The 20,112-nt window shown below is 54.3% G+C and carries 23 protein-coding genes; 5 read left to right on the top strand and 18 right to left on the bottom strand.

Annotated elements, in window-relative coordinates; translation table 11 throughout:
- Positions 1 to 78: 78 nt before the first annotated feature.
- From CLH62_RS06965 to CLH62_RS06925, 9 genes are all read right to left on the bottom strand, one after another.
- On the bottom strand, positions 79 to 813 hold the full coding sequence (locus CLH62_RS06965; RefSeq protein ID WP_099617371.1) for a Crp/Fnr family transcriptional regulator: 735 nt from the start codon (positions 811 to 813) through the stop codon (positions 79 to 81).
- 9 nt (positions 814 to 822) lie between these two features.
- Positions 823 to 1,251 carry an RrF2 family transcriptional regulator gene (locus CLH62_RS06960; RefSeq protein ID WP_170005762.1) on the bottom strand — a complete coding sequence of 143 codons (429 nt, stop codon included), beginning with the start codon at positions 1,249 to 1,251 and terminating at the stop codon, positions 823 to 825.
- A 148-nt stretch (positions 1,252 to 1,399) separates the two neighbouring features.
- Positions 1,400 to 2,350, bottom strand: a complete 951-nt coding sequence (locus CLH62_RS06955) for a multicopper oxidase domain-containing protein (protein WP_099617369.1) — start codon at positions 2,348 to 2,350, stop codon at positions 1,400 to 1,402.
- A 25-nt stretch (positions 2,351 to 2,375) separates the two neighbouring features.
- On the bottom strand, positions 2,376 to 3,509 hold the full coding sequence (locus tag CLH62_RS06950) for a multicopper oxidase domain-containing protein (protein WP_228152784.1): 1,134 nt from the start codon (positions 3,507 to 3,509) through the stop codon (positions 2,376 to 2,378).
- 82 nt (positions 3,510 to 3,591) lie between these two features.
- Positions 3,592 to 3,945, bottom strand: a complete 354-nt coding sequence (locus CLH62_RS06945; protein WP_099617368.1) for a c-type cytochrome — start codon at positions 3,943 to 3,945, stop codon at positions 3,592 to 3,594.
- A 4-nt stretch (positions 3,946 to 3,949) separates the two neighbouring features.
- Positions 3,950 to 4,654: a c-type cytochrome gene (locus CLH62_RS06940; protein WP_099617367.1), complete on the bottom strand. Its 705-nt coding sequence runs from the start codon at positions 4,652 to 4,654 to the stop codon at positions 3,950 to 3,952.
- Between the two features lie 364 nt (positions 4,655 to 5,018).
- Positions 5,019 to 5,477 (bottom strand): PLP-dependent transferase, encoded by a 459-nt coding sequence (locus CLH62_RS06935; protein ID WP_099617366.1) that lies wholly within the window; start codon positions 5,475 to 5,477, stop codon positions 5,019 to 5,021.
- Positions 5,478 to 5,483: 6 nt separating this feature from the next.
- Positions 5,484 to 6,197 (bottom strand): succinate dehydrogenase iron-sulfur subunit, encoded by a 714-nt coding sequence (locus tag CLH62_RS06930; RefSeq protein WP_099617365.1) that lies wholly within the window; start codon positions 6,195 to 6,197, stop codon positions 5,484 to 5,486.
- 99 nt (positions 6,198 to 6,296) lie between these two features.
- A complete protein-coding gene (locus CLH62_RS06925; protein WP_099617364.1) occupies positions 6,297 to 6,776 on the bottom strand; it encodes a hemerythrin domain-containing protein in 480 nt (159 codons plus the stop codon).
- Positions 6,777 to 6,872: 96 nt separating this feature from the next.
- On the opposite strand from CLH62_RS06925, the gene CLH62_RS21085 reads away from it, so the two are divergent.
- From CLH62_RS21085 to selD, 4 genes are all read left to right on the top strand, one after another.
- Positions 6,873 to 7,046, top strand: coding sequence for a hypothetical protein (locus tag CLH62_RS21085; protein ID WP_170005761.1), 174 nt, complete (start codon positions 6,873 to 6,875; stop codon positions 7,044 to 7,046).
- 57 nt (positions 7,047 to 7,103) lie between these two features.
- Positions 7,104 to 7,946: an iron-sulfur cluster assembly protein gene (locus tag CLH62_RS06920; protein WP_099617363.1), complete on the top strand. Its 843-nt coding sequence runs from the start codon at positions 7,104 to 7,106 to the stop codon at positions 7,944 to 7,946.
- Positions 7,947 to 8,080: 134 nt separating this feature from the next.
- Complete coding sequence (locus CLH62_RS06915) at positions 8,081 to 10,081, top strand: putative bifunctional diguanylate cyclase/phosphodiesterase (RefSeq protein ID WP_099617362.1); 2,001 nt, start codon at positions 8,081 to 8,083, stop codon at positions 10,079 to 10,081.
- Between the two features lie 25 nt (positions 10,082 to 10,106).
- On the top strand, positions 10,107 to 11,144 hold the full coding sequence (gene selD, locus CLH62_RS06910) for a selenide, water dikinase SelD (RefSeq protein ID WP_099617361.1): 1,038 nt from the start codon (positions 10,107 to 10,109) through the stop codon (positions 11,142 to 11,144).
- On the opposite strand, the gene CLH62_RS06905 is transcribed toward selD, so the two are convergent.
- The 9 genes from CLH62_RS06905 to CLH62_RS06865 form a co-directional block, all read right to left on the bottom strand.
- The gene (locus CLH62_RS06905) at positions 11,134 to 12,003 is read right to left on the bottom strand and encodes a phosphoserine aminotransferase (protein ID WP_099617360.1); all 870 of its coding nucleotides are present in this window, start codon (positions 12,001 to 12,003) and stop codon (positions 11,134 to 11,136) included. The two genes, selD and CLH62_RS06905, sit on opposite strands and share 11 nt — an antisense overlap.
- Positions 11,996 to 13,087, bottom strand: coding sequence for a 3-phosphoserine/phosphohydroxythreonine transaminase (gene serC / locus CLH62_RS06900; protein ID WP_099617359.1), 1,092 nt, complete (start codon positions 13,085 to 13,087; stop codon positions 11,996 to 11,998). Before serC ends, CLH62_RS06905 begins: the two co-directional genes overlap by 8 nt.
- On the bottom strand, positions 13,087 to 13,593 hold the full coding sequence (locus tag CLH62_RS06895) for a urate hydroxylase PuuD (protein ID WP_099617358.1): 507 nt from the start codon (positions 13,591 to 13,593) through the stop codon (positions 13,087 to 13,089). Before CLH62_RS06895 ends, serC begins: the two co-directional genes overlap by 1 nt.
- 105 nt (positions 13,594 to 13,698) lie before the next feature.
- Positions 13,699 to 14,832, bottom strand: a complete 1,134-nt coding sequence (pqqE, locus tag CLH62_RS06890) for a pyrroloquinoline quinone biosynthesis protein PqqE (RefSeq protein ID WP_099617357.1) — start codon at positions 14,830 to 14,832, stop codon at positions 13,699 to 13,701.
- Positions 14,801 to 15,094, bottom strand: coding sequence for a pyrroloquinoline quinone biosynthesis peptide chaperone PqqD (gene pqqD / locus CLH62_RS06885; protein WP_211285663.1), 294 nt, complete (start codon positions 15,092 to 15,094; stop codon positions 14,801 to 14,803). The genes pqqE and pqqD overlap by 32 nt, the downstream gene beginning before the upstream one ends.
- Positions 15,095 to 15,174: 80 nt before the next feature.
- On the bottom strand, positions 15,175 to 15,249 hold the full coding sequence (gene pqqA, locus CLH62_RS21635; protein ID WP_099617646.1) for a pyrroloquinoline quinone precursor peptide PqqA: 75 nt from the start codon (positions 15,247 to 15,249) through the stop codon (positions 15,175 to 15,177).
- A 226-nt stretch (positions 15,250 to 15,475) separates the two neighbouring features.
- The gene (gene ubiT, locus CLH62_RS06875) at positions 15,476 to 15,967 is read right to left on the bottom strand and encodes a ubiquinone anaerobic biosynthesis accessory factor UbiT (protein ID WP_099617356.1); all 492 of its coding nucleotides are present in this window, start codon (positions 15,965 to 15,967) and stop codon (positions 15,476 to 15,478) included.
- 69 nt (positions 15,968 to 16,036) lie between these two features.
- On the bottom strand, positions 16,037 to 16,696 hold the full coding sequence (narL, locus tag CLH62_RS06870) for a two-component system response regulator NarL (protein ID WP_099617355.1): 660 nt from the start codon (positions 16,694 to 16,696) through the stop codon (positions 16,037 to 16,039).
- Positions 16,697 to 16,713: 17 nt separating this feature from the next.
- Positions 16,714 to 18,573, bottom strand: coding sequence for a histidine kinase (locus CLH62_RS06865; RefSeq protein ID WP_099617354.1), 1,860 nt, complete (start codon positions 18,571 to 18,573; stop codon positions 16,714 to 16,716).
- 181 nt (positions 18,574 to 18,754) lie between these two features.
- Between CLH62_RS06865 and CLH62_RS06860 the strand changes: the two genes are divergently transcribed.
- The gene (locus CLH62_RS06860) at positions 18,755 to 20,023 is read left to right on the top strand and encodes an MFS transporter (protein WP_099617353.1); all 1,269 of its coding nucleotides are present in this window, start codon (positions 18,755 to 18,757) and stop codon (positions 20,021 to 20,023) included.
- Positions 20,024 to 20,112: the final 89 nt, after the last annotated feature.

The following is a 20,112-nucleotide window of genomic DNA, read 5'->3' as shown; positions in this document are numbered from 1 at the left end:
CGGTCAGGCTTTGTCTGGGTTGAGAATCGCCTGCGCTGTGGCGTCCTCCAATTTAATTGGTGGGGGGCATGTGAGACATCAGGTCCACATCTCCAGGTTTCTATATTCCACTCCCAGTATCTGCTCCAGGGCAGGGCGGTCGAGAATCTGCAGCTGACTACCCTTCTGTTCTATGATGCCTTTTATTTTAAACCGCCCGAAAGCGCGCGAGACTGTCTCGCCCCGTATCCCTAAGCGGGAACCTATTTGTTTTTGGTGGCAGGGAAGGGTCAGTTCTGTGCCGTCTTGTAAGTCGCTAAGATACAGAAGGAATGCAGCCAGTCGCTGTTCGGCATTACTGCCAGTGAAAAAATCGACCTGGTTCATGTAGGCGTGGGCCTTTTGACTCATGTGCTGCAGGAGTCCTCGAGTTAAGTCAGGGTTTTTCTGAGCGATCTCCGAAAGTGCTTTTTCATCGAAGCTATAGGCAATTCCATCTTGGGTACCGCGGCCATTCAGGGAAAACACCGGAGTTCTCATGAACATTGAATAGAGTTCGACGAGTTGTCCGTCTCGATAGTAACCAAACAATTTTTCGTCACCCCCGGGTGTAGCGCGGAATACCTCTATTTCGCCTGCAACAATCAGGAAAAAACGGTCCGCCTCCATCCCCTCAGTGAAAATCGTTTCTCCCTGAGAAAACGAATGCCTTCGGACATCTTTCAAGAGAATGGAGAAGTCCTTGGTCCTTAAGCAAGCGAATACCGGATCGTCCTGCAAAAGGCGCTTCAGGGTCGGATATTCAAAACGGTTGGGCGCTGCTGCTATATTCATGATCGACCCTCAAGGTCCCACCATGCGCAGGCGCTCCACCATTTTGGAATCATCCAGCAACATAGCGAGAGTGTATTCATTGAGCGTGGCAACAAAAGCGTCGCGTGCAGCACTGACTGCACTTTTGATGGTGCACCCCCCCTGGAGCGGGCATTCTTGTTTGTTGCAGTCGATGATTTCCATGTTTTCCTCCATTTCGAGTACGAATTGCCCTAACCGAACCAATCCAGGCGAACGGCTGAGCATAACTCCGCCGGACTTACCCTGGGTCGTTTTTACGTACCCCAGCGTGCTCATACGATGAATGACTTTGCGTAAGTGTTCCGGAGAGATGCCGTAGGCTGTCGCTATTTCCCGTCGGGGGATAGACTTACCTCGTCGGGTTCCGACATAGACCAAGACCCTCAAACCAAAATCCGTATACGTTTTTAGTTGCATCGTTTCACCTGGTTGGCAGTTGCATAAAATCATACGATGCTTTTTGTATACATCAATAAGCCTGTGAGAGCAAAAAAGCCGGCCCGGATCGGGGCCGGCGAAAACCTCCTCACTGGCTTTCAATATAGCCAGTGAGGGAGGCGAGGGGTCATCGAATCAGAATGTTTCCTTTCTTGCCAAGTGAAGGGTCCGCCCCTTCAGCATTCATCAAGACGCTTATGCCGCCGTTCAGAGCTCCCTTCATCTGGTGATCTACGATGGCGTTGTTGGTGTCACGATCAGAAGGGCTAACCAGATCAAGAGTAGCTCCGGACGCTGCCGGTACGAGATATGTTTGTATCCCTTTTTCGAGGTTGAATGGGTGGCCACTGTTATAAACGCGTTCCCAAATCCCCGCAATCGGATGGAGGGCAACTGATTTATTGACGTGGGCGTTCACGAAGTAGAACCGTACCCTTTCCCCGGGCTCGGATTGCAGCATTAAGCTAGCATTTGGGTCATGCAGGGGGTCATAGTGGAACGCCTTGCCGTTCACTAAAGTACTGGTCCAACCGTCTCCTTCCAGCATCTGTTCTGCTGTGGTGCCAGGCTCAAACAGATCGCTGTGGACGATGACGTACTCGCGGTCCGGTTTTGGATAGTTTTCCCCATACCCCTCTTTAGGGTCGACAATAATGACGCCATACATACCTCGCCCTATATGCTCAACCATGGGGTCAGCACCGCAATGGTAGATGAACACGCCTGGGCTGGTAGCTTTAAACTTGAAATGCTTTTTCTCCCCAGGTTTCACAGCTGCAAATTCGTCCAGGACGTCAACAGCTGCGGCGTGGAAGTCCATAGAGTGACTTTGTTTGTTTCCTTCCTCATTGATAAGAGTGAAGTCGACGATGTCTCCCTCCTTTACGCGCACAACGGGACCGGGAACGGTTCCCCCGAAAGTCCACATGGTTTGCATCGTTCCTTTGTTATCCACCGCGATTTCTTTCTCAATGACCGGGATCTCGACCTTTACCACTTCAGCCATCGCGGGAGATGCCAGTATCGCAGCCGCTGCGATAGCCGCGGTAACCTGTTTAATTGATTTGAAAATAGACATTTTTCTCTCCTTTGGTTTTTACGTGTTAGTTGGACTGACTTCTGCCGCGGCTCCTGCCACGATCTGAGGATTTATCGTTTTCTATTTTCCGGACCTCGAAGCCTTTGTGGTTGAAGAGACCGCTGCCTTCGGCCAAGCTTTGGGTGTAGTAAAAGTTGGGATCGTAGGATTTATCTTTCCAGACATACCAATCATCATCTTCGATGCTGTCGTACTCGACGATCATGACCGCACCACCAGGCACTTTTCCGTTGTTACTGACGTGGTGCTCTATGTGGTCATGGGCAATCCAGCGCCCGGGGTTGTCCATCCTGACAATTACGTCGTACCGTTCGCCCTGATTGATATCCACCACATCCGCCCAGAACGGGGAGTCCAATGGCAGGCCGTCTTTGTGCGTGACCAGCATGTCGTGTCCATGCAGATGGAAAGCTGTCTCAATACCGGTTGCATACAGGCGCAGGCGGAGAACATCGCCTTCCTTGACTCTTAATGGTTGGGTATTCGGAAACGATTGGCCGTTAATTGAAAAATAAGAGAGTTTCTCGGTCGGGTGCCCGCCTTTGCCGAATGTTTGAGCGACGTCTTCGTTCCAGCCGGAAAACATCAGGATGGCTTCTTTGGTGACTTCGTTTTCGATTGCCACTGGTTCTTTGGGGTCAACAATCATGGGCCCCCACATCCCGCGTAATCCAACGTGTTCCGGGACATTCACGTGGCAGTGATACCAGAGGCTTCCGGGCTTATCGGCAACGAACTTGTAAGTGAACGAGTCCCCGGGTTGAACGGCCTGTTGAGTCACATCAGGGACACCGTCATTCCGCCACGTACCGGTCTGGTAGGTACCATGCCAGTGGATGGTATGGGCCAGAGTCGTCATATTGGTGAGTTCTACCTCCACTGTGTCTCCCTCCTCGACCCGGATAAGAGGCCCAGGGACCTGACCGTTATAGGCCCAAACCTTTGCACTGAATCCTGGCGCTATTTCTTTTTCCCCCTCCTCAATCGTCATCTGAAACTGGTGTGTTTCGGACCACGCTGGAGCGGATACCCCTGTTAAGGCAATGGCAGCGAGAGCAAGGGCGATCCGGGCGGCTAGTGGAGTGCCTGCCGCGAAGAGCGGTTTTGCCGTAGTTAACATCATCGTATACTCCTTCAATGTAAAACCTGTACATCGTTTAGGTCGTTATTAATAAACGTTATTCGGTAACCTTGTATGCGTATTCCGGGCTATGGGGTAATCAAGGAGCTTCGCAGTTGCACAGTTCTCGCAAATAGCGCACTACTCGGTCGATTTCGGCGTCTGACATGTTGGCGTCCCAGTTGGGCATCAGAATGGATTTGTTTACAGCTTGCCCGCCGTGCTTTATGGCCTTGAACAGCTCCTGGTCAGAGCGCGCAGACATCTCTCCAGAATCTGTGTGGTCTCTGGGTAGTACTTCGATATCTCTTGTGTTAACACCCCATCCGTCGCCGTATATGCCGTGGCACTGTGTGCAGTATGTGTTGTAAAGCTGCTTTCCCGTTGCCTCGGATTCGGCGAGGGCAGGGGCGGAGATCAAAGTGATTAATATAATGCGAGTCAGAAAATGCATATGCTCACTCCTTCGACAGTGTGGTGATAAAGTCTGACAATTTTTGAACCTCACTATCGTCTAGGTGCAGGTTCGACATGAAAGTTTTAGGTGCCCAGGCTTGAGGGTTCTTGATAAAGCTATAGAGAAATTCGGGTTTCAGCCGGGATCCAGCTGTATGAACTTCAGGGCCTGATATCCCTCCATACCCCTTCTCCAATTCGTGGCAGGCCACACAGCCCTTGAACTTGGTAAAGTTCATGCGCCCCATGGCTCCGGAGATGGGCTTGGGCACATAAGCGGTACTCGATATCAGCTCATCGTAGGGGGTCAGCGACATCAGATAGGATGCCGCGACCTCAGCCTCTGATGCATTGAAGGCGGGGTGCTCGGGCAACTTGTCTTTGGGGACGATGTCGCGGTCTTCAGCTGCCACCACGTTTTGCCCGAAGAAGGTTCCTCCCGGACGAATTCTGGTCGGTGATTGCAGCCACTGAATGAGCCAGTCTTCTTGAAATTTGTTGCCCGCGTAATAGAGGTCGGGGGCCTTGCGTTCACGAATTCGGGTTGTCGTAGAACTTTCGGGTTCGCTAAGTGCGTGGCAGCCAGCACAGTTTGTCTCAACAAATTGTTTTGCAGTTTTTTCAGCCAATGCCGGGCTGGAAAATCCCGAGATGACACCCACTAGCAATGTCACTGTCGACAGATGGAAGAGTTTTGGTTGAATCATATTCAATTTTCCTTTCTGTAGTCCGCGGATAGTCAGCAGTAAGTTGTACCTGAAATAATGTATTCTAAATACATTAATAGGGGCAATATCTGAGAATGACTTTTGTCAATGTGAACTGAAATTAGATCGTGTTAGCGCTGGTCGGCGATGATGCACCAAGGTGATCCGACGGCTACTCGGGCCGTCACGTCGTGACAGGAGCCGCCCCAAAACGCAGATTCCGGTTACGGTTCTGTGGACAAAAAGAGTTGGAGTTGCCGGCCATTGCCGACCCTCGGGTAGAAGAGCGTTGTCATCGGAGTTTTAGAGGGCTAAGCCATCTTCTTAAGGATAAATCAATGGGTGCCTGGTCCAGAGACGTGAATCAAGGCAGGGAATAGCCACTGGCTATTGCCTTATCTATCGCTTGCTTCAAATCTGCAATCAAATCTTCCGGGTCCTCAAGGCCTATGGATAACCTGAGCATGCCGTCGCTGATCCCTCGTTTTTCCCGCTCGTCCCGGCCAATGGCATGGTGGCTGGTAGCAGACGGTTGACTGACCAGGCTTTCCACGCCGCCGAGGCTGGTTGCCAGCAGGGAAATCCGCAAGTTGTCGGCAACGGCGGCGGCTGTCTGTCCACCACCGGCGATCTCGATGGTCATCATCCCCCCGAATCCGGTCATCTGCTCACCAGCGGTCAGATCGCTATGGCCTCCCAGGTACTTGGTGGCACTGTGAACAACCAGATCTGCGCCCAGCGCCAGCGGACCCTGGTTAATTGGCGAGGCGAAAGTATTGTCGACCGCCAGCAGAGCCTCTTTTTCGTGGGCAATCCTGGCCATGGCCAATCAGATCTGTTCTCGCAGCAACATGGTTTTGATGTGACCGATGGCCTTCATGGGGTTGAGGCCCTTCGGGCAGTACGCCGTGCAGTTGCCAATGCCTCGGCACCGAAACACGCTGAACGGGTCTTCGAGTTTCTCCAGGCGCTCACGAGTGGCGGTATCCCGGGAATCCACCAAAAACCGGTACGCCTGCAGCAATCCCGACGGCCCGATGTACTTTTCCGGGTTCCACCACCAGGATGGGCAAGCGGAGGTGCAGCAGGCACAGAGAATGCACTCGTATAACCCGTCCAACTTTGCCCGGTCTTCCGGGCTCTGCAACCTTTCGATCGCCGGATTTGGCGTGTCGTTGATCAGCCAGGGCTGAACACGTTCATACTGTTTGAAGAACAGTGACTGGTCCACCACCAGATCCCGGATCACAGGCATGCCCGGCAGTGGGCGAATCTCCAGCACGTCTTTCTTGCCCAGGGCATCGGCAACCCGGGTAATGCAGCCCAGGCCGTTGCGGCCATTTATACTGAGCCCGTCTGAACCACAAACGCCCTCCCGGCAGGAGCGCCGGAACACCAGTGTGGTATCCCGGGTTTTCAGGTGTTCCAGTACATCCAGCACCATGCGGTTCCGGAACTCGTCGCCAACCTCGACATCCTGGTTGTAAGGTATTTCATCCTGTTCCGGGTTGTAGCGGTAGAGTCGAACCGTGAAGTTGGCCATGAGTTCACCTTTTGCGCTAATAAAGGATATGACATCAACCTTAGCAGACAATTCCTTCAGTCTCCTGCGGTGAATCTCCTACGGTGCCTTAGCCCTTGTTCAGAACTGAAATCTCGGAAATAGCACATCCCGTTCCAGGTAGATCTGCTCAGACAACCGGAAGTCCAGCGCTTTCAGCTCCCGGTAAAACCGCTGCCAGGAGCGGCAGGCAGACTCCGGAGCCCGGTAGTTCCGGGTCATCTGGCGTAGCTTGTTCAGTTGCTTTTTGATGAGGGAATGCTCTTCGTTCATTTGAGCGATAGGCGTGTCCGGGTTCGGTGGCTGGTCATGCTCCATCCGCTTCAGCACGTAGGCATTCTCCCGCTCAATGTGGTCGGTGAGCCTGTGCTCCAGCTTTTTGATGGCCAACGTGATGCCTTTTGGAACGTCAGGGTTTGCCCTGTGCACCGCCTCGATCTTGCGGGCAAGCCGGTGAAGCTCGGGCAGTTTTGCCAGATGCCCGGCATCGTAGCCCAGTAATATGAGCTCCAGCAGCACATCTGTGTCTAACTCTTCAATCGGTGTTTGTTGATAGTTCATTGCTGATCCTCCTCTTCTGCTTTAAGATATATATATAATGCATTTTAATAGGTGTCAAGAATTGTTCTCATTTTCTCAGTGCAGGGAGAGGTAACGATGAAAAGCAACAAGCCCGAGCAAACCAAAGACCCGATCTGGGATCAGCACCTGAGGTGGCTGGATCTCGTAAGTAACGAATGCAAATCCAACCAGCTGAAGCGGGAACGTGAAAAACGCAGAGAAGATTCGCAAAGTCGGAACCCAAAGGACATTGCCCGACCGTCAGCTTAAGCAAGAAATCGATTGGATGAATTTTATTTTCTCTGTACAGGAATAGGCGGACAGATCGTGAACATCAATGCTGAAGTGACATCAGAAGCCCGTGACTATCTGGTTTCTTTACTGGCGAAGCAGAAAGTACCGGGAATGGCGGCGCGTGTTTATGTGGAGAAGGGCGGTACGCAGCATGCCGAGACCTGCCTGGCCTTTTGTCCACCGGGTGAAGAGTCGCCGGATGATGTCAGAAGAGACTTTGACGATCTGCCCCTGTTTTTCGAAGCGGCGAGCGTACCCTATCTGCAGGATATGCAGATCGGCCTTCATGGAGAAGGCAACCTGCAGACCCTGACGATCAAGGCGCCGAATTCGAAAAAACCGGCAAAGCCACCCAAAACGTTTGTTCTGTCGGAAGACTGTAGCGCCTTGCGGGTACCGTCCGGAGAGTCGGTCACTCTTCCGGAGGGGGCGTCCGTCTCGATAACCCAGGCGCTCGGTGGCAGCTTTACCGTTAACTACCAGGGCAATCTGTATCGTCTGTCGCCAGAAGTTACCCGCCAGTTGGGCTTTCAATCGGACGCCATCCTGTTCGAGCCCCCGGAGGATGGACGGATCAGTGATCAGCAATGCTGGGACGCGATGCGGCTGGTCTACGATCCTGAGATTCCGGTAAATGTCGTCAGCCTGGGACTCATCTACGAACTGCATATTGACCAGGAAAGCCATTGCGTGCGTGTGGAAATGACCCTGACGTCGCCGGGCTGCGGCATGGGTGACATTATTGCCGGGGATGTGAGAGACAAGTTATTGCAGGTTCCTTACGTCGAAGCCAGCAAGGTGGATATCGTGTTTGATCCTCCCTGGAGCTACGACAGCCTTGATGAGGAAGCGCGGCTGGAGTTGGGGCTGATCTGAGCTGTTATGATTGGTGAGGGCGACCAGATAAGAGTTGTGCTTCTGATATACAGCAAAATCAGAGCCGTAAATTTAAGCTAGGCTTTCAATTATTGCCTTACCTTTTGTAATTGGGAGCGAGTTTAACGGTGACAATGTCCTGGCAGAGCGAGATTGATGCCTTCGAGATCTTTCCCTGGAATCGTAATTTCGAGACGGGCCTGGAAGACATTGATGAGCAGCATCGGGTACTCGTGAATATTCTGAACCGTCTGGCTTGGCATTTTGCATCCAGTAACTCGGAACGGGATGGTTTGCACCTGCTTGATGAGCTTCTTGCCTATGCCTCCTATCATTTCAAATATGAGGAGGGTGCCTGGGCGGAAAGCCTTGGCAAGTCGGAGATGGCTCGTAACCATCACGACTCACACCAGATGTTTTTTGCCCGGATCCAGATGTTTCGCCAAAGCAAAGCACCAGAAGAAGATGTTCTGGCAGAGCTTTTCGATTTTCTGACTCGTTGGCTTGCTTTTCACATCCTTGAATCAGACCGGCGCATGGCTCTTACAATAAAAGCCATGAAGGCAGGCAAGAATATGGAGGAGGCCAGAGAGCAGGTCGATTCTGAACTTAGTGGTTCCGTCTCCGTTCTGGTAACCGCATTGCTTGAGATTTACGGGAAACTGTCAGTCAGCACAATTCAGCTGATGCGGGAAAAAATGGCCAGACACAAAGCTGAAGACGAATTGCAGCGCCTGCAGAGCGAGCGGTTGACCAGGGCACTGGAGGACCAGGCAAGTGACCATCAGAAACAGGTAGAATTCCTGGCTTACGCAGATCCGCTCACCGGTTTGTGGAACCGGAATGGTATCACACGGTTCATTCGGGAGCTGCTTGACGGTGACAATCTGGAAAATGATTCCGCAGCGCTGATTTCCATAGACCTGGACAATTTTCACGAGATTAACGCGCGTTTTGGGGTAGAAACGGCTGACCGTATGTTGGGGTTACTTGCCCGGCGCTGGCTGGATGCACTGCCTCCCGATGCCGCTCTCGCCCGAATCGGTGGAGATGAGTTCGCACTGCTTCTTCCAGATGCCAGTCAGGTGGAAATCAGGCTGGCTGCTTTGCAGCTGACTGGCCGCCAGCCCTTCGATCTGGGAGCCGGCTCGGCGTTGGTGTCTTTTACCGCAGGGATTGTATTGTTCCCTGATAATGAGCTGGAGCACGTCGACGAAGATGCCGACATGCTTCTACGCCAGGCAGACCATATACTTTTCCGCGCCAAGCAGGAGCTTAAAGGAAACTGGCTGTTCCCGAATGCAGGTGAAAAAAAAGCAGACAGGTCCCGCCAGCGGCTGCTATTGGACATCAGGAAGGGGCTGGAATACGGTCAGTTCAGGCTTTTATATCAGCCAAAAGTAAGTCTGAGGACTGGGGAAGTGAAAGGGGTTGAGGCACTTATTCGCTGGCAGCACCCAGATCTGGGTTTTTTATCCCCTGACGGGTTTTTGCCCGCGATTGAACACCACCCTCTAATGGTGGAGGTAGGAGAGTGGGTTTTATTTGAAGCATTAACGCAGATGCGTGCGTGGGACAGCCAGGGAATTCACATGGACATAAGTCTCAATGTGGCTGCAATCCAGTTGCAGGCATCGGGGTTCGCTGAGGGGCTTCGGGATAATTTGGCAAGGTTCCCCGATCTGGATCCAGCTCGCCTTGACCTGGAAATACTGGAGTCGGCCACGCTGGGTGAGCTTGATAAGGTTGTGAGTATTATTGACGAGTGCAGACAACTGGGTGTCACTTTTTCACTGGATGATTTTGGTACCGGGTATTCATCGCTTTCTTATCTAAAACAGTTGCCCGTCCAGACCCTCAAGATCGACCGAGAATTCGTAAGTGGTGTGGATGACACTGAGGAAAATTATTCGATTTTGAGAGGTATCATCGGATTATCCCAGGTTTTCGGTAGAGAATTGATGGCCGAGGGCGTGGAAACCATAGAACAGGGGGAAGTATTGCTGAGTCTGGGGTGTGAGTTCGCTCAAGGCTATGGGGTATCGCCTCCGATAGCCCCGGAAAAATTGGCAAACTGGCTTGCCCGCTGGAAGCCTTTTCCCCAATGGGCAGTGAACTCAACACCGCCTCAATAGACGGCAATCAATAAGGGACAGTGTTTTGTCAACGCGACTTACCGAATTCAGTCACGGAGCTGGCTGCGGCTGTAAAATTGCGCCGGACGTGCTGGAGCGCATTCTCCACACCACAACCCCCGATTATCACGACCCGCGACTTCTGGTTGGCAATGCCAGCCGGGATGATGCTGCTGTCATTGATGTTGGTAACGGTCTGGGCATTATTGGCACTACAGATTTTTTTATGCCCGTTGTGGACGATGCCTATGACTTCGGTCGGATTGCAGCTGCAAATGCCATCAGTGATGTCTATGCCATGGGCGGGAAGCCATTGATGGCAATTGCGATACTGGGCTGGCCCGTAAACCGGCTGGCGCCGGAGATTGCCTCGCGGGTTATCGAGGGAGGTCGGGCAGTATGCGCCGACGCCGGAATAGCGCTGGCCGGAGGGCACAGCATCAATTCGCCTGAACCGATCTTCGGGTTAGCCGTTACCGGTCAGGTGCCGTTGAATCGAATCGTTCGTAATGATACCGCGCGACCGGGCGACCTTCTGTACCTTACCAAGCCAGTTGGTGTGGGAATTCTGACCAGTGCGCTGAAAAAACATCGGATTGATGACGCTGATCTGGCCGCCGCCGTGGAAACCATGTGTACCCTTAATAAAGTGGGTGAGATCTTCGCTTCTGTGGACGAGGTGCATGCCATGACGGACGTAACCGGTTTCGGTCTTGCCGGCCATTTGTTGGAAATCTGCCGTGGCAGCGGTGTTAGTGCCACAATAAATCGGAACTCAGTGCCGAAGATACCCAATATCGCACGCTATATTGATTCGGACTGCATTCCCGGTGGTACCCATCGAAATGCCGCCTCGTTGAGCGACGCCTTTGAGGGCCTGACAGACCTGGACAAGACGCTGCTTTTTGATCCCCAGACCAGTGGTGGCCTACTGGTCTGTGTTGCCGAAAAGGGCCGGGTCGGTTTTGAGAAAAAGGCCAGGGAACACGGGCTGGAACTCCATCCGTTCGGCCATTTGCAGGAGCGTGTTTCAGTTGAGCCTTTGGTTCAGGTTATTGACTGAGTTTCCAGCCAATGTCAGGTCCTTCGAACACAAGCGCATTGTGCAGTTGTACCAGATCGGCACCGGCATGGAGCCGGTCCAGATAGTTCTGGCGCGAACACACCCCACCACTGGTCAGCAGAGCTGAGCTCCCTTTAAGATGACGCTGGCAGGCCTCAATGGTGCGGCAGGTGTTGGCCTGAAGTACAGGATCCTGCCACTGGCGGTAATGGGCAGAGATGACTGGTTTGCCGAAGTCGAAGCTGATCAGGATGCCATCGACTCCCTGGCAACCGAGGTATGGCACGAGGTTGCAGGCATCTTCATTTCCCGGTTTTACCCGAAGCTTGTAAACGATGGGGCAGAATTTCCGGGTTTGACTTTCCAGTGCCTGCTGGGCTTCCCGCAATCGGCGCAGGTTGGTGTGAAGCTGCTGGAAGGGAGCAGGCTGCTGAAACCAGTCAGGAGCTATGGTCAAATAGTCGGCCGTAATCCAGGCCTTCTCGATCAGGTGAATGAGTTGTGCGGTTTCCTGCTCCGGTGATTCCGGCTTTGTTGCCGCCAGTCGAACCCCCAGCCGGGTGCCGAGTAATGTTTTGGGGTTTTTGGAAGGGAGCCTCTCCGGCCAGTTTTCCCGGCCCCAGCTGCCCAGTTCAATCGCTCCAAACCCGAGGTTGCCAGCACGCCGTCCCAGTTTTCCGGCCCGGTCAAAACCAGCGGCAATGCCCAGACGGTTGGGGAAGGCAAGGCCCATGCAGTTGACGGGAGAAACACGCTCTGCCAGGTGTTTCCATGCAGGTAAAGGGGTGCTGGCCTGATTGCAGGCACTCATAAAGGCCTGTTCGCGGGTACGGGCCAGTCTGGCGAGTAGGTTAGCCATAACGTTTGCGAAAACTGGTCATGAACGAGGCCAGAGCTGCGACTGCGGCATCCGGCTGGGCATTGTAGAGGCTGGCGCGAAGTCCGCCCGCGTGGCTGTGCCCGGCAAGGTTCATCAGCCCCATTGCCTCAGCCTCGGCAAGAAACCGTTGCTGATGGCTTTCATCCCGGGTGCCAAAGCACACGTTCATGATGGAACGGTACTCTGGCATCACCGGGCAATAAAAGAAGTCGTCTTCATCTATGATTCGGTAGAGCGCCTCGCTCTGAACAATATTGTGTGGATGGATGGCGCTGACACCGCCTTGCTCTTCAAGCCAGTCGAGCATCAGGTGAACCAGGTAAATGCCGAACATTAGCGGTGTGTTAATATGATTCTGGTGTTCAATCTGTGTTTGATAGTTGAATACCGTCGGGGTTTCCGGCCGTGCCTGGCCCAGCAAGTCTTCGCGGATGATGGCTATGACCAGGCCGGTGGGGCCCAGATTCTTCTGGGTTCCTGCGTAGATCATGCCGTAACGTTCGATATCGACAGCGCGCGACAGAAACTCGGAGGTCATGTCGGCAATCAGAGGAATCTCGCCACAATCCGGGTCTTCCGGGAACTGGACGCCATTGGCGGTCTCGTTGGGGGTTATGTGGCAATAGTGGATGTCGTCGCTCAACGCCCATTCTGAAACCGCAGGCACACGATCAAAACCACTTTTCCGGGTACTGGCGGCCAGGTGGCTGTTGCCGTATCGGCGCCCTTCCTCCAGTGCCCTGGCCGACCAGTGGCCGGTTTCCACATAGCCTGCAGTGGCCTTGGGCGGTAACAGGTTGAGCGGAACCAGCGAGAATTGTGCCGATGCGCCACCTTGCAGAAAAATCACCTGGTAGCGGTCCGGCACCGCCAGGGCTGTTTTCACCTGAAGCCGGGTGATGTCCATCAAGGCCTTGAATTCATCACCGGTGAATGGTGCCTCCAGTAGCGAATAACCGAGCCCCTGCCAGTCGGACAGACTTGCCCGGGCCCGCTCCAGAACCTCTGGGGGCAGGGTGGCCGGCCCGGCGGCAAAGTTATAGACGCCTTCCCCGCAGACCATCAGAACAGCGCCAGCCCGTGGCTTGCGGCAGCCATAAAGAAAATCAGCGGGAAAGAGAGGATGGTGTTGGTCCGGGACGCCAAGAATGTGACTCGTGAACAGCGGATACGTTCTGCGGCCGGTGCCGGTACAAAACCCAGCACTTTCTTCTGATGGGGCCAGAGCACGAACCAGAGATTCAGCACCATGATGATGCCGATCCAGGCACCGACACCAATAACCGTATGGTGGCCCTGAAGCATCAGAACATCCGTAAGAATGCCGCGATTCCAGAGCATGAGGGCACCTGTGGCGAGAACCACCAGGGACGCGTAGCGGAAGGTGCCGTGTTCCTGGTGCATGCGCCGGGTCAGGTCGGAAGAGCGATCGCTTCCCTCATCAGGATCAATGCGCAAGGGGATGAACCTTGGAGTCTTGACCACATTAGCATAGTTATGACCTACCCAGGTCAGCGCAAACACGATGTGGAGCCAGCGCAGGGCGATATCCATCAATGTCCAGCTCATGTCAGACCCGCCTGAATCCAGGCATCCGTGACCAGAAAAAGCACAACGGTCAGGGCAATTCCTGTGGCCAGTGTTCCGGCCAGTGAATCGTGAGGTAACTTCATATCACACCTCCGTTGGTACCCAGCCCACATCACGGGCAATAAGCTTGTTGTGGTCCTGCTTCGTGGCAAGGGCCCTGGTCACGGCTTCCTGTACAATATGGTGGTGGAGCGATTTGCTGCAGGCAGGATCTGCGTTGGCGGCATCGCCCGTCAGCAGCATGGCCTGGCAACGGCAGCCGCCGAAATCCTGTTCTTTCTCGGAGCAACTGCGGCAGGGCTCCTTCATCCAGCTGTCTCCCCGGTACAGGTTGAAACTCTCGGACTCGTGCCAGATCCATCTGAGGTTGTGATCGCGAACACCGGGAAAGTTGAGCCCGGGCAGTGAGCGCGCCTGCGAGCACGGAAGTACCACGCCATCCGGTGCGATGGTCAGGTGAATGCTGCCCCAGCCATTCATGCAGGCCTTAGGGCGGCCCTCGTAGTAGTCGGGAATGACAAAAAAGATGGTCATCCTGTCGCCGAGCTGCTTGCGGGCTTCGGCAACCTGTGCCTCTGCTGCTTTCAGCGCTTCCCGGGTAGGCATCAATTGATCGCGGTTCACCAACGCCCAGTTGTAGTACTGCACATTGGCCAGTTCCAGGTATTCAACGCCAATGTCAGCGGCCAAGTGGATAACTTCAGGTACCTGATGAATGTTGACGCTGGAGATGGGAACGTTGAGAACCATTGGAAAACCAAGGGCCTTGATCTCGCGGGCCATGTTGATTTTCTTCTCGTAGCAGTCGACGCCGGCAAGCCAGTGGGCCGTTTGCGGGTCGCTTGACTGGAAGCCAAGCTGGATATGACGAAGGCCTGCCTTTTTCAGGTTCTCCAGCCGCTTGCGGGTAAGGCCAATGCCGGAGGTAATCAGGTTGGTGTAATAACCCAGATCGTTGGCGTCTGCTACCAGCTCTTCCAGGTCCTTGCGCAAGGTGGGTTCGCCACCAGAAAATCCGATCTGCATGGCACCCATGTTGCGGGCGTCATGCATCACCTTTTTCCATTCGGCGGTAGTCAACTCATCTTCATGGGTATCGAGATCAGTCGGGTTGCTGCAGAAGGCACACTTGAGAGGACACTTGTAGGTCAGTTCCAGAAGCAGCCATACCGGGTTGCCCTGGCCATCAAGATTGAGGTTGGATCCAGCCTTTGCCATGGCACACCTCCAGAAACTGGTGAACGCGGGGTTCGATGAATTCAGGTTGTTCGGAGAACAGTTCGGACAGCTGGTGAACGATGTCGTCGACCGTGTTCGTCCCGTTGCAGCGGGTCAGAATTTCGCCGGCGGTGGTGTTCAGCTTGACGATACCTTCAGGATACATCAGTACATGGGCTTGCTGGGATTCTTCCCATCGGAACATGAAGACCGGAGCGATGCTGAATCGGTACATGCTGTTGTGATTGTTTGAATCAGCCATGGTGTGTCTCACTGATGAGGTGGTGCACATTCGGAAACTGTTCCCGCAGCAGGAGCACTGGCGGGAACAGGATTGGGTAGTTAACGAACGTAAACGTAGGCTGTTACTTCAAAGCCGAGTCTCAGGTCTTTAAAATCTGGATCAGTCCACTTCATACCCTTCTCCAATATTTGTTATGAATGTTAAGAGCGAGGGTTATCCCAGCTCTTCTTCACTCTAGGTTTTTGAAGAGTTGTAAATAAATGGTACTTTTGAACTAAATTTCTGAGGCTTTCGGGTAAATTTCCCGGCCTTTCAGGCTCTTCCCCGGGAAGGGGGTAATTTCATCGGTCAGGGGGCGTTTTTAACATTCATTACTATTGACTGTTATCAATGCTGGTTTCAGTTGGAAATCATCTGGCGAAAAGTAAATTGCCATTCCAGGCTGTCCAGCAAGTTCTTCAATGCCAGCCCGAGCTCGGTGTCTCCTTCGATTATCAGGCGCCGCTGGAAAAACAGCTGGTCGGGGTCCTGCTGACGCTCCGCCAGGGTTTTAAATGCCGCTAACGAGCCCCGGATCGTCGCCTCTCCTGGACCATCGATCACACGCAGCCGGCCCGCCCAGAATCCAATGGTGATGCCCGGTTGTCCGCCGCTGACTTCCAGCCGGATACGGCGGCATTCGAAGTCTTCAAATTCTCCGTCATTGATCGCTTGAGCAAAAAGGTGATTGAGCGGCGCCTCCAGAGCCAACTGTTTGAAGGGCATGGGGATTCTGCGATCAATGACACCAAGCACTGGCGCGGGGGAGGGCAAGTACTCCCTTAGAACCGACAGTGTTTGCTCAAAAAGAAGGCTGTTGAAGGTGGCAATGGGAGGTAGCGAAAAGGCCATGGTTTACTCCGGGCGGTCAGAAAACCCGCCCAGAGTAAAGCAAAGGTGGCCGGAACGATTTGATATAACTCAGCCCTTATGCAGCCCTTCTTCTACCGCCCACACCGCCACTTCTACCCGCGAGCGCAAGTTCAGCTTTTTTAGCAGATGCTTCACGTGGACCTTTACGGTTCCGTCGCTGATATCGAGTTTGCGTCCGATCATCTTGTTGGACAGGCCTTCGGCAATCAGGCGGAGAATATCCTTTTCCCGGGGCGTAAGGCTGTCAAAATCCGGACGTGAGGTCTGCTGGGGTTTGTTGGAGCGCAATGCCTGGGCCAGCAGTGTTGTCAGGCGGTCGCTGATGACCATTTTGCCTACGGCCGCCTGATGAAGCTGGGTGATCATGTCTTCCGGCTCCATGTCCTTCAGCAGGTAGCCGTCCGCTCCGGCCCGCAGTGCTGCCACTACGTCGTCTTCCTGATCGGAGACCGTGAACATTATGATGCGGGAGCTGATGTTCTGTTCGCGCAGTTTTTTCAGGGCTTCGATGCCATCCATTTCCGGCATGTTCAGATCCATCAGAATCAGGTCCGGCTCCAGCTCAGTGGCCAGGCGAATTCCGTCGGCGGCGTTGCTTGCTTCGCCGGCAACCATCATATCGTCTTCCATTTCGATGAGCTGTTTGATGCCCTGGCGAAGAAGGGGGTGGTCGTCGATCAGCAAAATGCTAGCGGGTGATTCAGACATCGTGTTCTCTCTTGTAATCAGGCATTTGAAGCTTCTGTGGGAATCAGGTTACGGCTTTTGGGTATAAAAAGCAGCGTGACTTCAACGCCACCTTCATCCCGGTTCTGCACGTTTACCTGCCCCCCCAGGGTTCGGGCGCGGTCCTGCATGATGATCAGGCCATAATGATTAACTGGCTGCCCGCCGCCGGGTAGGCCCTTGCCATTGTCCCGGATACTTACCCGCACCTGGGGGGATTCGAACAGCACGTCCACCGTGATGTCGGTGGCATCTGCGTGTTTGACGGCATTGGCAAGGCTCTCCCGAACAATCTGCAGGGTATGGATCTCTTCGTTAGGCGACAAGGTCTGGGGTGGCAGGTTGTAGTGTAATTCCACCGGCTTGCCTAACCGCTCGGAAAACTCCTCGATTGTCTTTCGCAGGGCAGTGGCAAGATCCGGAGTGTCCAGTTTCAGCCGGAACGTCGCCAGCAGTTCGCGCAGTTGGCGGTAGGCACTGTTCAGGCCTGTGCTGAGCTCATCAAGGATCGCATCGTGAATCTGTTGTTGCTCGCCTTCGATGTTGAGGCGCCGCAGCCGGGCAACCTGCATTTTCAGGTACGAGAGTGACTGGGCCAGGGAATCGTGGAGCTCCCGGGCGATCACGGTGCGCTCCTCAGCCAGGGTCTGCTGCTGTTCCTCGGTGATCTGTCGTTCAAGGAAAATGGCCGTGGCCAGCTGGTCGCTGAGGGTTTCCAGTAGCCGGCGCGCGGTTTTCGACAGCCCCTGTTCGGCGGGATACCAGACTTCCAGAGTGCCAAGCAACTGCCCGGGGGTACGGATGGGAAGCAACAGCCGGCGCCCGTCGTTATCTTCGACCGGAAGCTCGTCGTAGACTTCCGGAGTTACCAGGCAGGCATTGCAGTGATGGTCACGGCAATAAAAAGGCCGCTCCTGGGTGGCCGTGGTGATGGCCTGCACCGGCTCCGCGGACTCCTTGTCATGGAGATAAAGGCGGATGGGCCCTATTCCCAGCAACTGTTCCAGTTCCTGCAGCATGGGGATAGCCCCATTGCACAAATCGTGGTTGGCAAACAGATCACGGCTTGCTGAGTGGAGCAACTGAAGGGCCGTATGGCTCGTTTCCAGCTCCTCAGTCTTGATGCGGGCCTTTTCTTCCAGTTCGTAGTAGGTGAGGGCCAGCTCGCTGGTCATTTGGTCAAATGCCACACCCAGCCTTGCCAGCTCGTCTGTGCCTTTGAGGTTGGCCTTCTGGGTGAAGTCCTGTTCACCAACGGCTACCGCAATATCGACGAGTTTTCGTAATGGTCGCAGGACACGGTTCTTCAGGTCCAAGAACAGGGCCACGATGATGAGTATGGAGAACGTCAGGCTGATAATCTGGATCAGATGCAACAGATCAATGCGGGCCTCAGTCCTCTGTTCCAGCATATTCACAAGCCGGTCCACATTATTAACGTAGTTCTGGGTTGTAATCAGCATAACCTCGGATACAGGGGTACCTGGAACATGATCCTGCAGCGCTGGCCGGAGAATCGTTTTCCAGGAAGCCAGTACGACCTGGTACTGGGAGGCCAGAGGATGGTCGCGGGTCTCTGGAATGGCTGTAGTAATGCCTGTTTCGGTTAACTGTGCCTCATACCGATCCAGCAACTGCCGGATTGAATTCGGCCCGGATTCTGGTGTTCCCGGGCCTGCACTCGTTGCGAGCAACTGAAAAGCCCCCATGCGCAGAGCGCCAGCAAGGTTGATGGCGGTGGCATTGCCCTCAATGCTCTTGGACACCGCGAGCGTGGTTGCCATGCTGACAAGAGCTGTCAGCACCACGGCACCAACGACAATGGCGATACGGTTAACAAGCGGGCTTCTGGATTTCATCAGATCTCGTGTACATCGATGCGTCTGAGTGACCGGGCCTTACTATGCACGGGCTGCGTATTCCCTGATACCTCCTTGAGGATAGTCAATTACCCCAATGGTTGGTATCCCATCATAATCTTTGACCCTTAAGTGATCAAAACATGAAACTTAAAGGCAGGTTTTAAACAGGGCGGCTGTAATGAAGTCAGAGGCGGATCGTGCAGATGACCGGCTGGCGTCACTGGCAGTAGTGCTGCCATTGGCGATGGCAGGCTTTGTCATTGCGGCGGGGTGCTGGACCCTGTTTGCGGTTGCCGGTGTGCACCTGCGCTCGGAGCTGAATCTTGGCAATCTGCAATTCGGATTTTTGCTAGCGATGCCCATGGCAGTCAGTGCCGCGCTTGCCATTCCTGCCGGGCTGGCGGCGCAGAAGTTCGGCGCCCGGCGGATCATGCTGATCTGTCTGGCAGGGCTTGCCGCCTGCATGGTGATACTTCTGACCACCGATACCTTCCCCGGTTACCTGGTCGCGGCTGGTGGGCTTGGCCTGGCCGGCGGTTTCTACAGTGCCGGGTTGCAGTTCGTGACCAGCCATTGCGAGTCGCCACGGCTGGGGCTCGTACTGGGAGTGTTTGGTGCGGGCGTAACCGGTGCCGGGTTCAACTATTACCTGGTGCCGCTGTTCCACGAGGCGTTTTCTTGGCACGGGGTTCCGCTGGCCTATCTGATCGTGCTGGTGCTGATTATTGCGTTGCTGTTAATGCTTACCGACCCGGAAGATGCCGAAGCGGATCCGGCGGCGGAAACCTCTGTCAGAGTCCTGCTGCGTCAGATGAAGCGGAGGCGTGCCTGGCAGTTATGTGCTTACTTTGGCGTTGTGGCGGGTAGTTTTTTTGCGTTGGCGTTGTGGCTGCCCGATTACCTCTCGGCACAGTTTGAGCTACCGGTGGATTCCGGTGCACGGCTGGCGCAGTGGTTTGTTATTCCCGGTGCTCTGGCCCAGATTGTCGGAGGCAGTCTCTCAGACCGATTCGGGAGTGCCAGAGTTGTCAGCCGGGCGTTGATAGTGTGCCTGGTCGCATTGTTCGTGTTGTCCTACCCGCCTATGACCTTGTTTATTCAGGGCGTTGATGCCACGGTCCGTGTGGAGTTTGCCTTACCGATGCGGGTTGAAGGTCTCTTTGTGGTAATTCTCGGGCTGGCTATGGGTTGTGCCATGGGCAGCCTCCAGCGACTGGTTATTATTGAGAATCGCCCAGTGGCCGCATTTGTTGCCGGTTTGCTGTTAGTGGGCGCCTGTTCCGTGGCCTTTGTCTTGCCCGTAATCTTCAGTAGCGTTAACCATTGGCTGGGCATCCGCAGTGCTGTTTTCATGATTCTCTTCCTGCTGCTCACCGGTTGCCTCTTCCTGTTTGCCCGGGAGAGTCGCCGGCACGAGCGCGAAAGCTTTCTCCACCCGGGGATATAAACCACCTACCACCAGGGTGGTAGGCGCGGGTTATGTGGTAGTAACCACGCAGATTTTGCGGTTTTTCTCACACACAATGGTCTCAAATC

Source organism: Marinobacter guineae (genome assembly GCF_002744735.1).
In the GTDB taxonomy this organism is placed as follows: domain Bacteria; phylum Pseudomonadota; class Gammaproteobacteria; order Pseudomonadales; family Oleiphilaceae; genus Marinobacter; species Marinobacter guineae.
The sequence above is the reverse complement of the archived record's forward strand: the minus strand, read 5'-3'. Positions and strand labels throughout refer to the sequence as shown.

Excerpts from the sequence above, each read along its gene's own strand:
- CLH62_RS06905 (WP_099617360.1), bottom strand. The coding sequence starts at position 12,003 with ATGGCTAACCTACTCGCCAGACTGGCCCGTACCCGCGAACAGGCCTTT.
- CLH62_RS06865 (WP_099617354.1), bottom strand. The coding sequence starts at position 18,573 with ATGAAATCCAGAAGCCCGCTTGTTAACCGTATCGCCATTGTCGTTGGT.
- CLH62_RS21085 (WP_170005761.1), top strand. The coding sequence starts at position 6,873 with ATGAAAAGCAACAAGCCCGAGCAAACCAAAGACCCGATCTGGGATCAG.
- CLH62_RS06895 (WP_099617358.1), bottom strand. The coding sequence starts at position 13,593 with ATGAGCTGGACATTGATGGATATCGCCCTGCGCTGGCTCCACATCGTG.
- pqqE (WP_099617357.1), bottom strand. The coding sequence starts at position 14,832 with ATGGCAAAGGCTGGATCCAACCTCAATCTTGATGGCCAGGGCAACCCG.
- CLH62_RS06960 (WP_170005762.1), bottom strand. The coding sequence starts at position 1,251 with ATGCAACTAAAAACGTATACGGATTTTGGTTTGAGGGTCTTGGTCTAT.
- CLH62_RS06945 (WP_099617368.1), bottom strand. The coding sequence starts at position 3,945 with ATGCATTTTCTGACTCGCATTATATTAATCACTTTGATCTCCGCCCCT.
- CLH62_RS06925 (WP_099617364.1), bottom strand. The coding sequence starts at position 6,776 with ATGAACTATCAACAAACACCGATTGAAGAGTTAGACACAGATGTGCTG.
- CLH62_RS06940 (WP_099617367.1), bottom strand. The coding sequence starts at position 4,654 with ATGATTCAACCAAAACTCTTCCATCTGTCGACAGTGACATTGCTAGTG.
- CLH62_RS06930 (WP_099617365.1), bottom strand. The coding sequence starts at position 6,197 with ATGGCCAACTTCACGGTTCGACTCTACCGCTACAACCCGGAACAGGAT.
- CLH62_RS06935 (WP_099617366.1), bottom strand. The coding sequence starts at position 5,477 with ATGGCCAGGATTGCCCACGAAAAAGAGGCTCTGCTGGCGGTCGACAAT.
- pqqD (WP_211285663.1), bottom strand. The coding sequence starts at position 15,094 with ATGGCTGATTCAAACAATCACAACAGCATGTACCGATTCAGCATCGCT.
- CLH62_RS06955 (WP_099617369.1), bottom strand. The coding sequence starts at position 2,350 with ATGTCTATTTTCAAATCAATTAAACAGGTTACCGCGGCTATCGCAGCG.
- narL (WP_099617355.1), bottom strand. The coding sequence starts at position 16,696 with ATGTCTGAATCACCCGCTAGCATTTTGCTGATCGACGACCACCCCCTT.
- CLH62_RS06965 (WP_099617371.1), bottom strand. The coding sequence starts at position 813 with ATGAATATAGCAGCAGCGCCCAACCGTTTTGAATATCCGACCCTGAAG.
- CLH62_RS06915 (WP_099617362.1), top strand. The coding sequence starts at position 8,081 with ATGTCCTGGCAGAGCGAGATTGATGCCTTCGAGATCTTTCCCTGGAAT.
- CLH62_RS06860 (WP_099617353.1), top strand. The coding sequence starts at position 18,755 with ATGAAGTCAGAGGCGGATCGTGCAGATGACCGGCTGGCGTCACTGGCA.
- ubiT (WP_099617356.1), bottom strand. The coding sequence starts at position 15,967 with ATGGCCTTTTCGCTACCTCCCATTGCCACCTTCAACAGCCTTCTTTTT.
- serC (WP_099617359.1), bottom strand. The coding sequence starts at position 13,087 with ATGGTCTGCGGGGAAGGCGTCTATAACTTTGCCGCCGGGCCGGCCACC.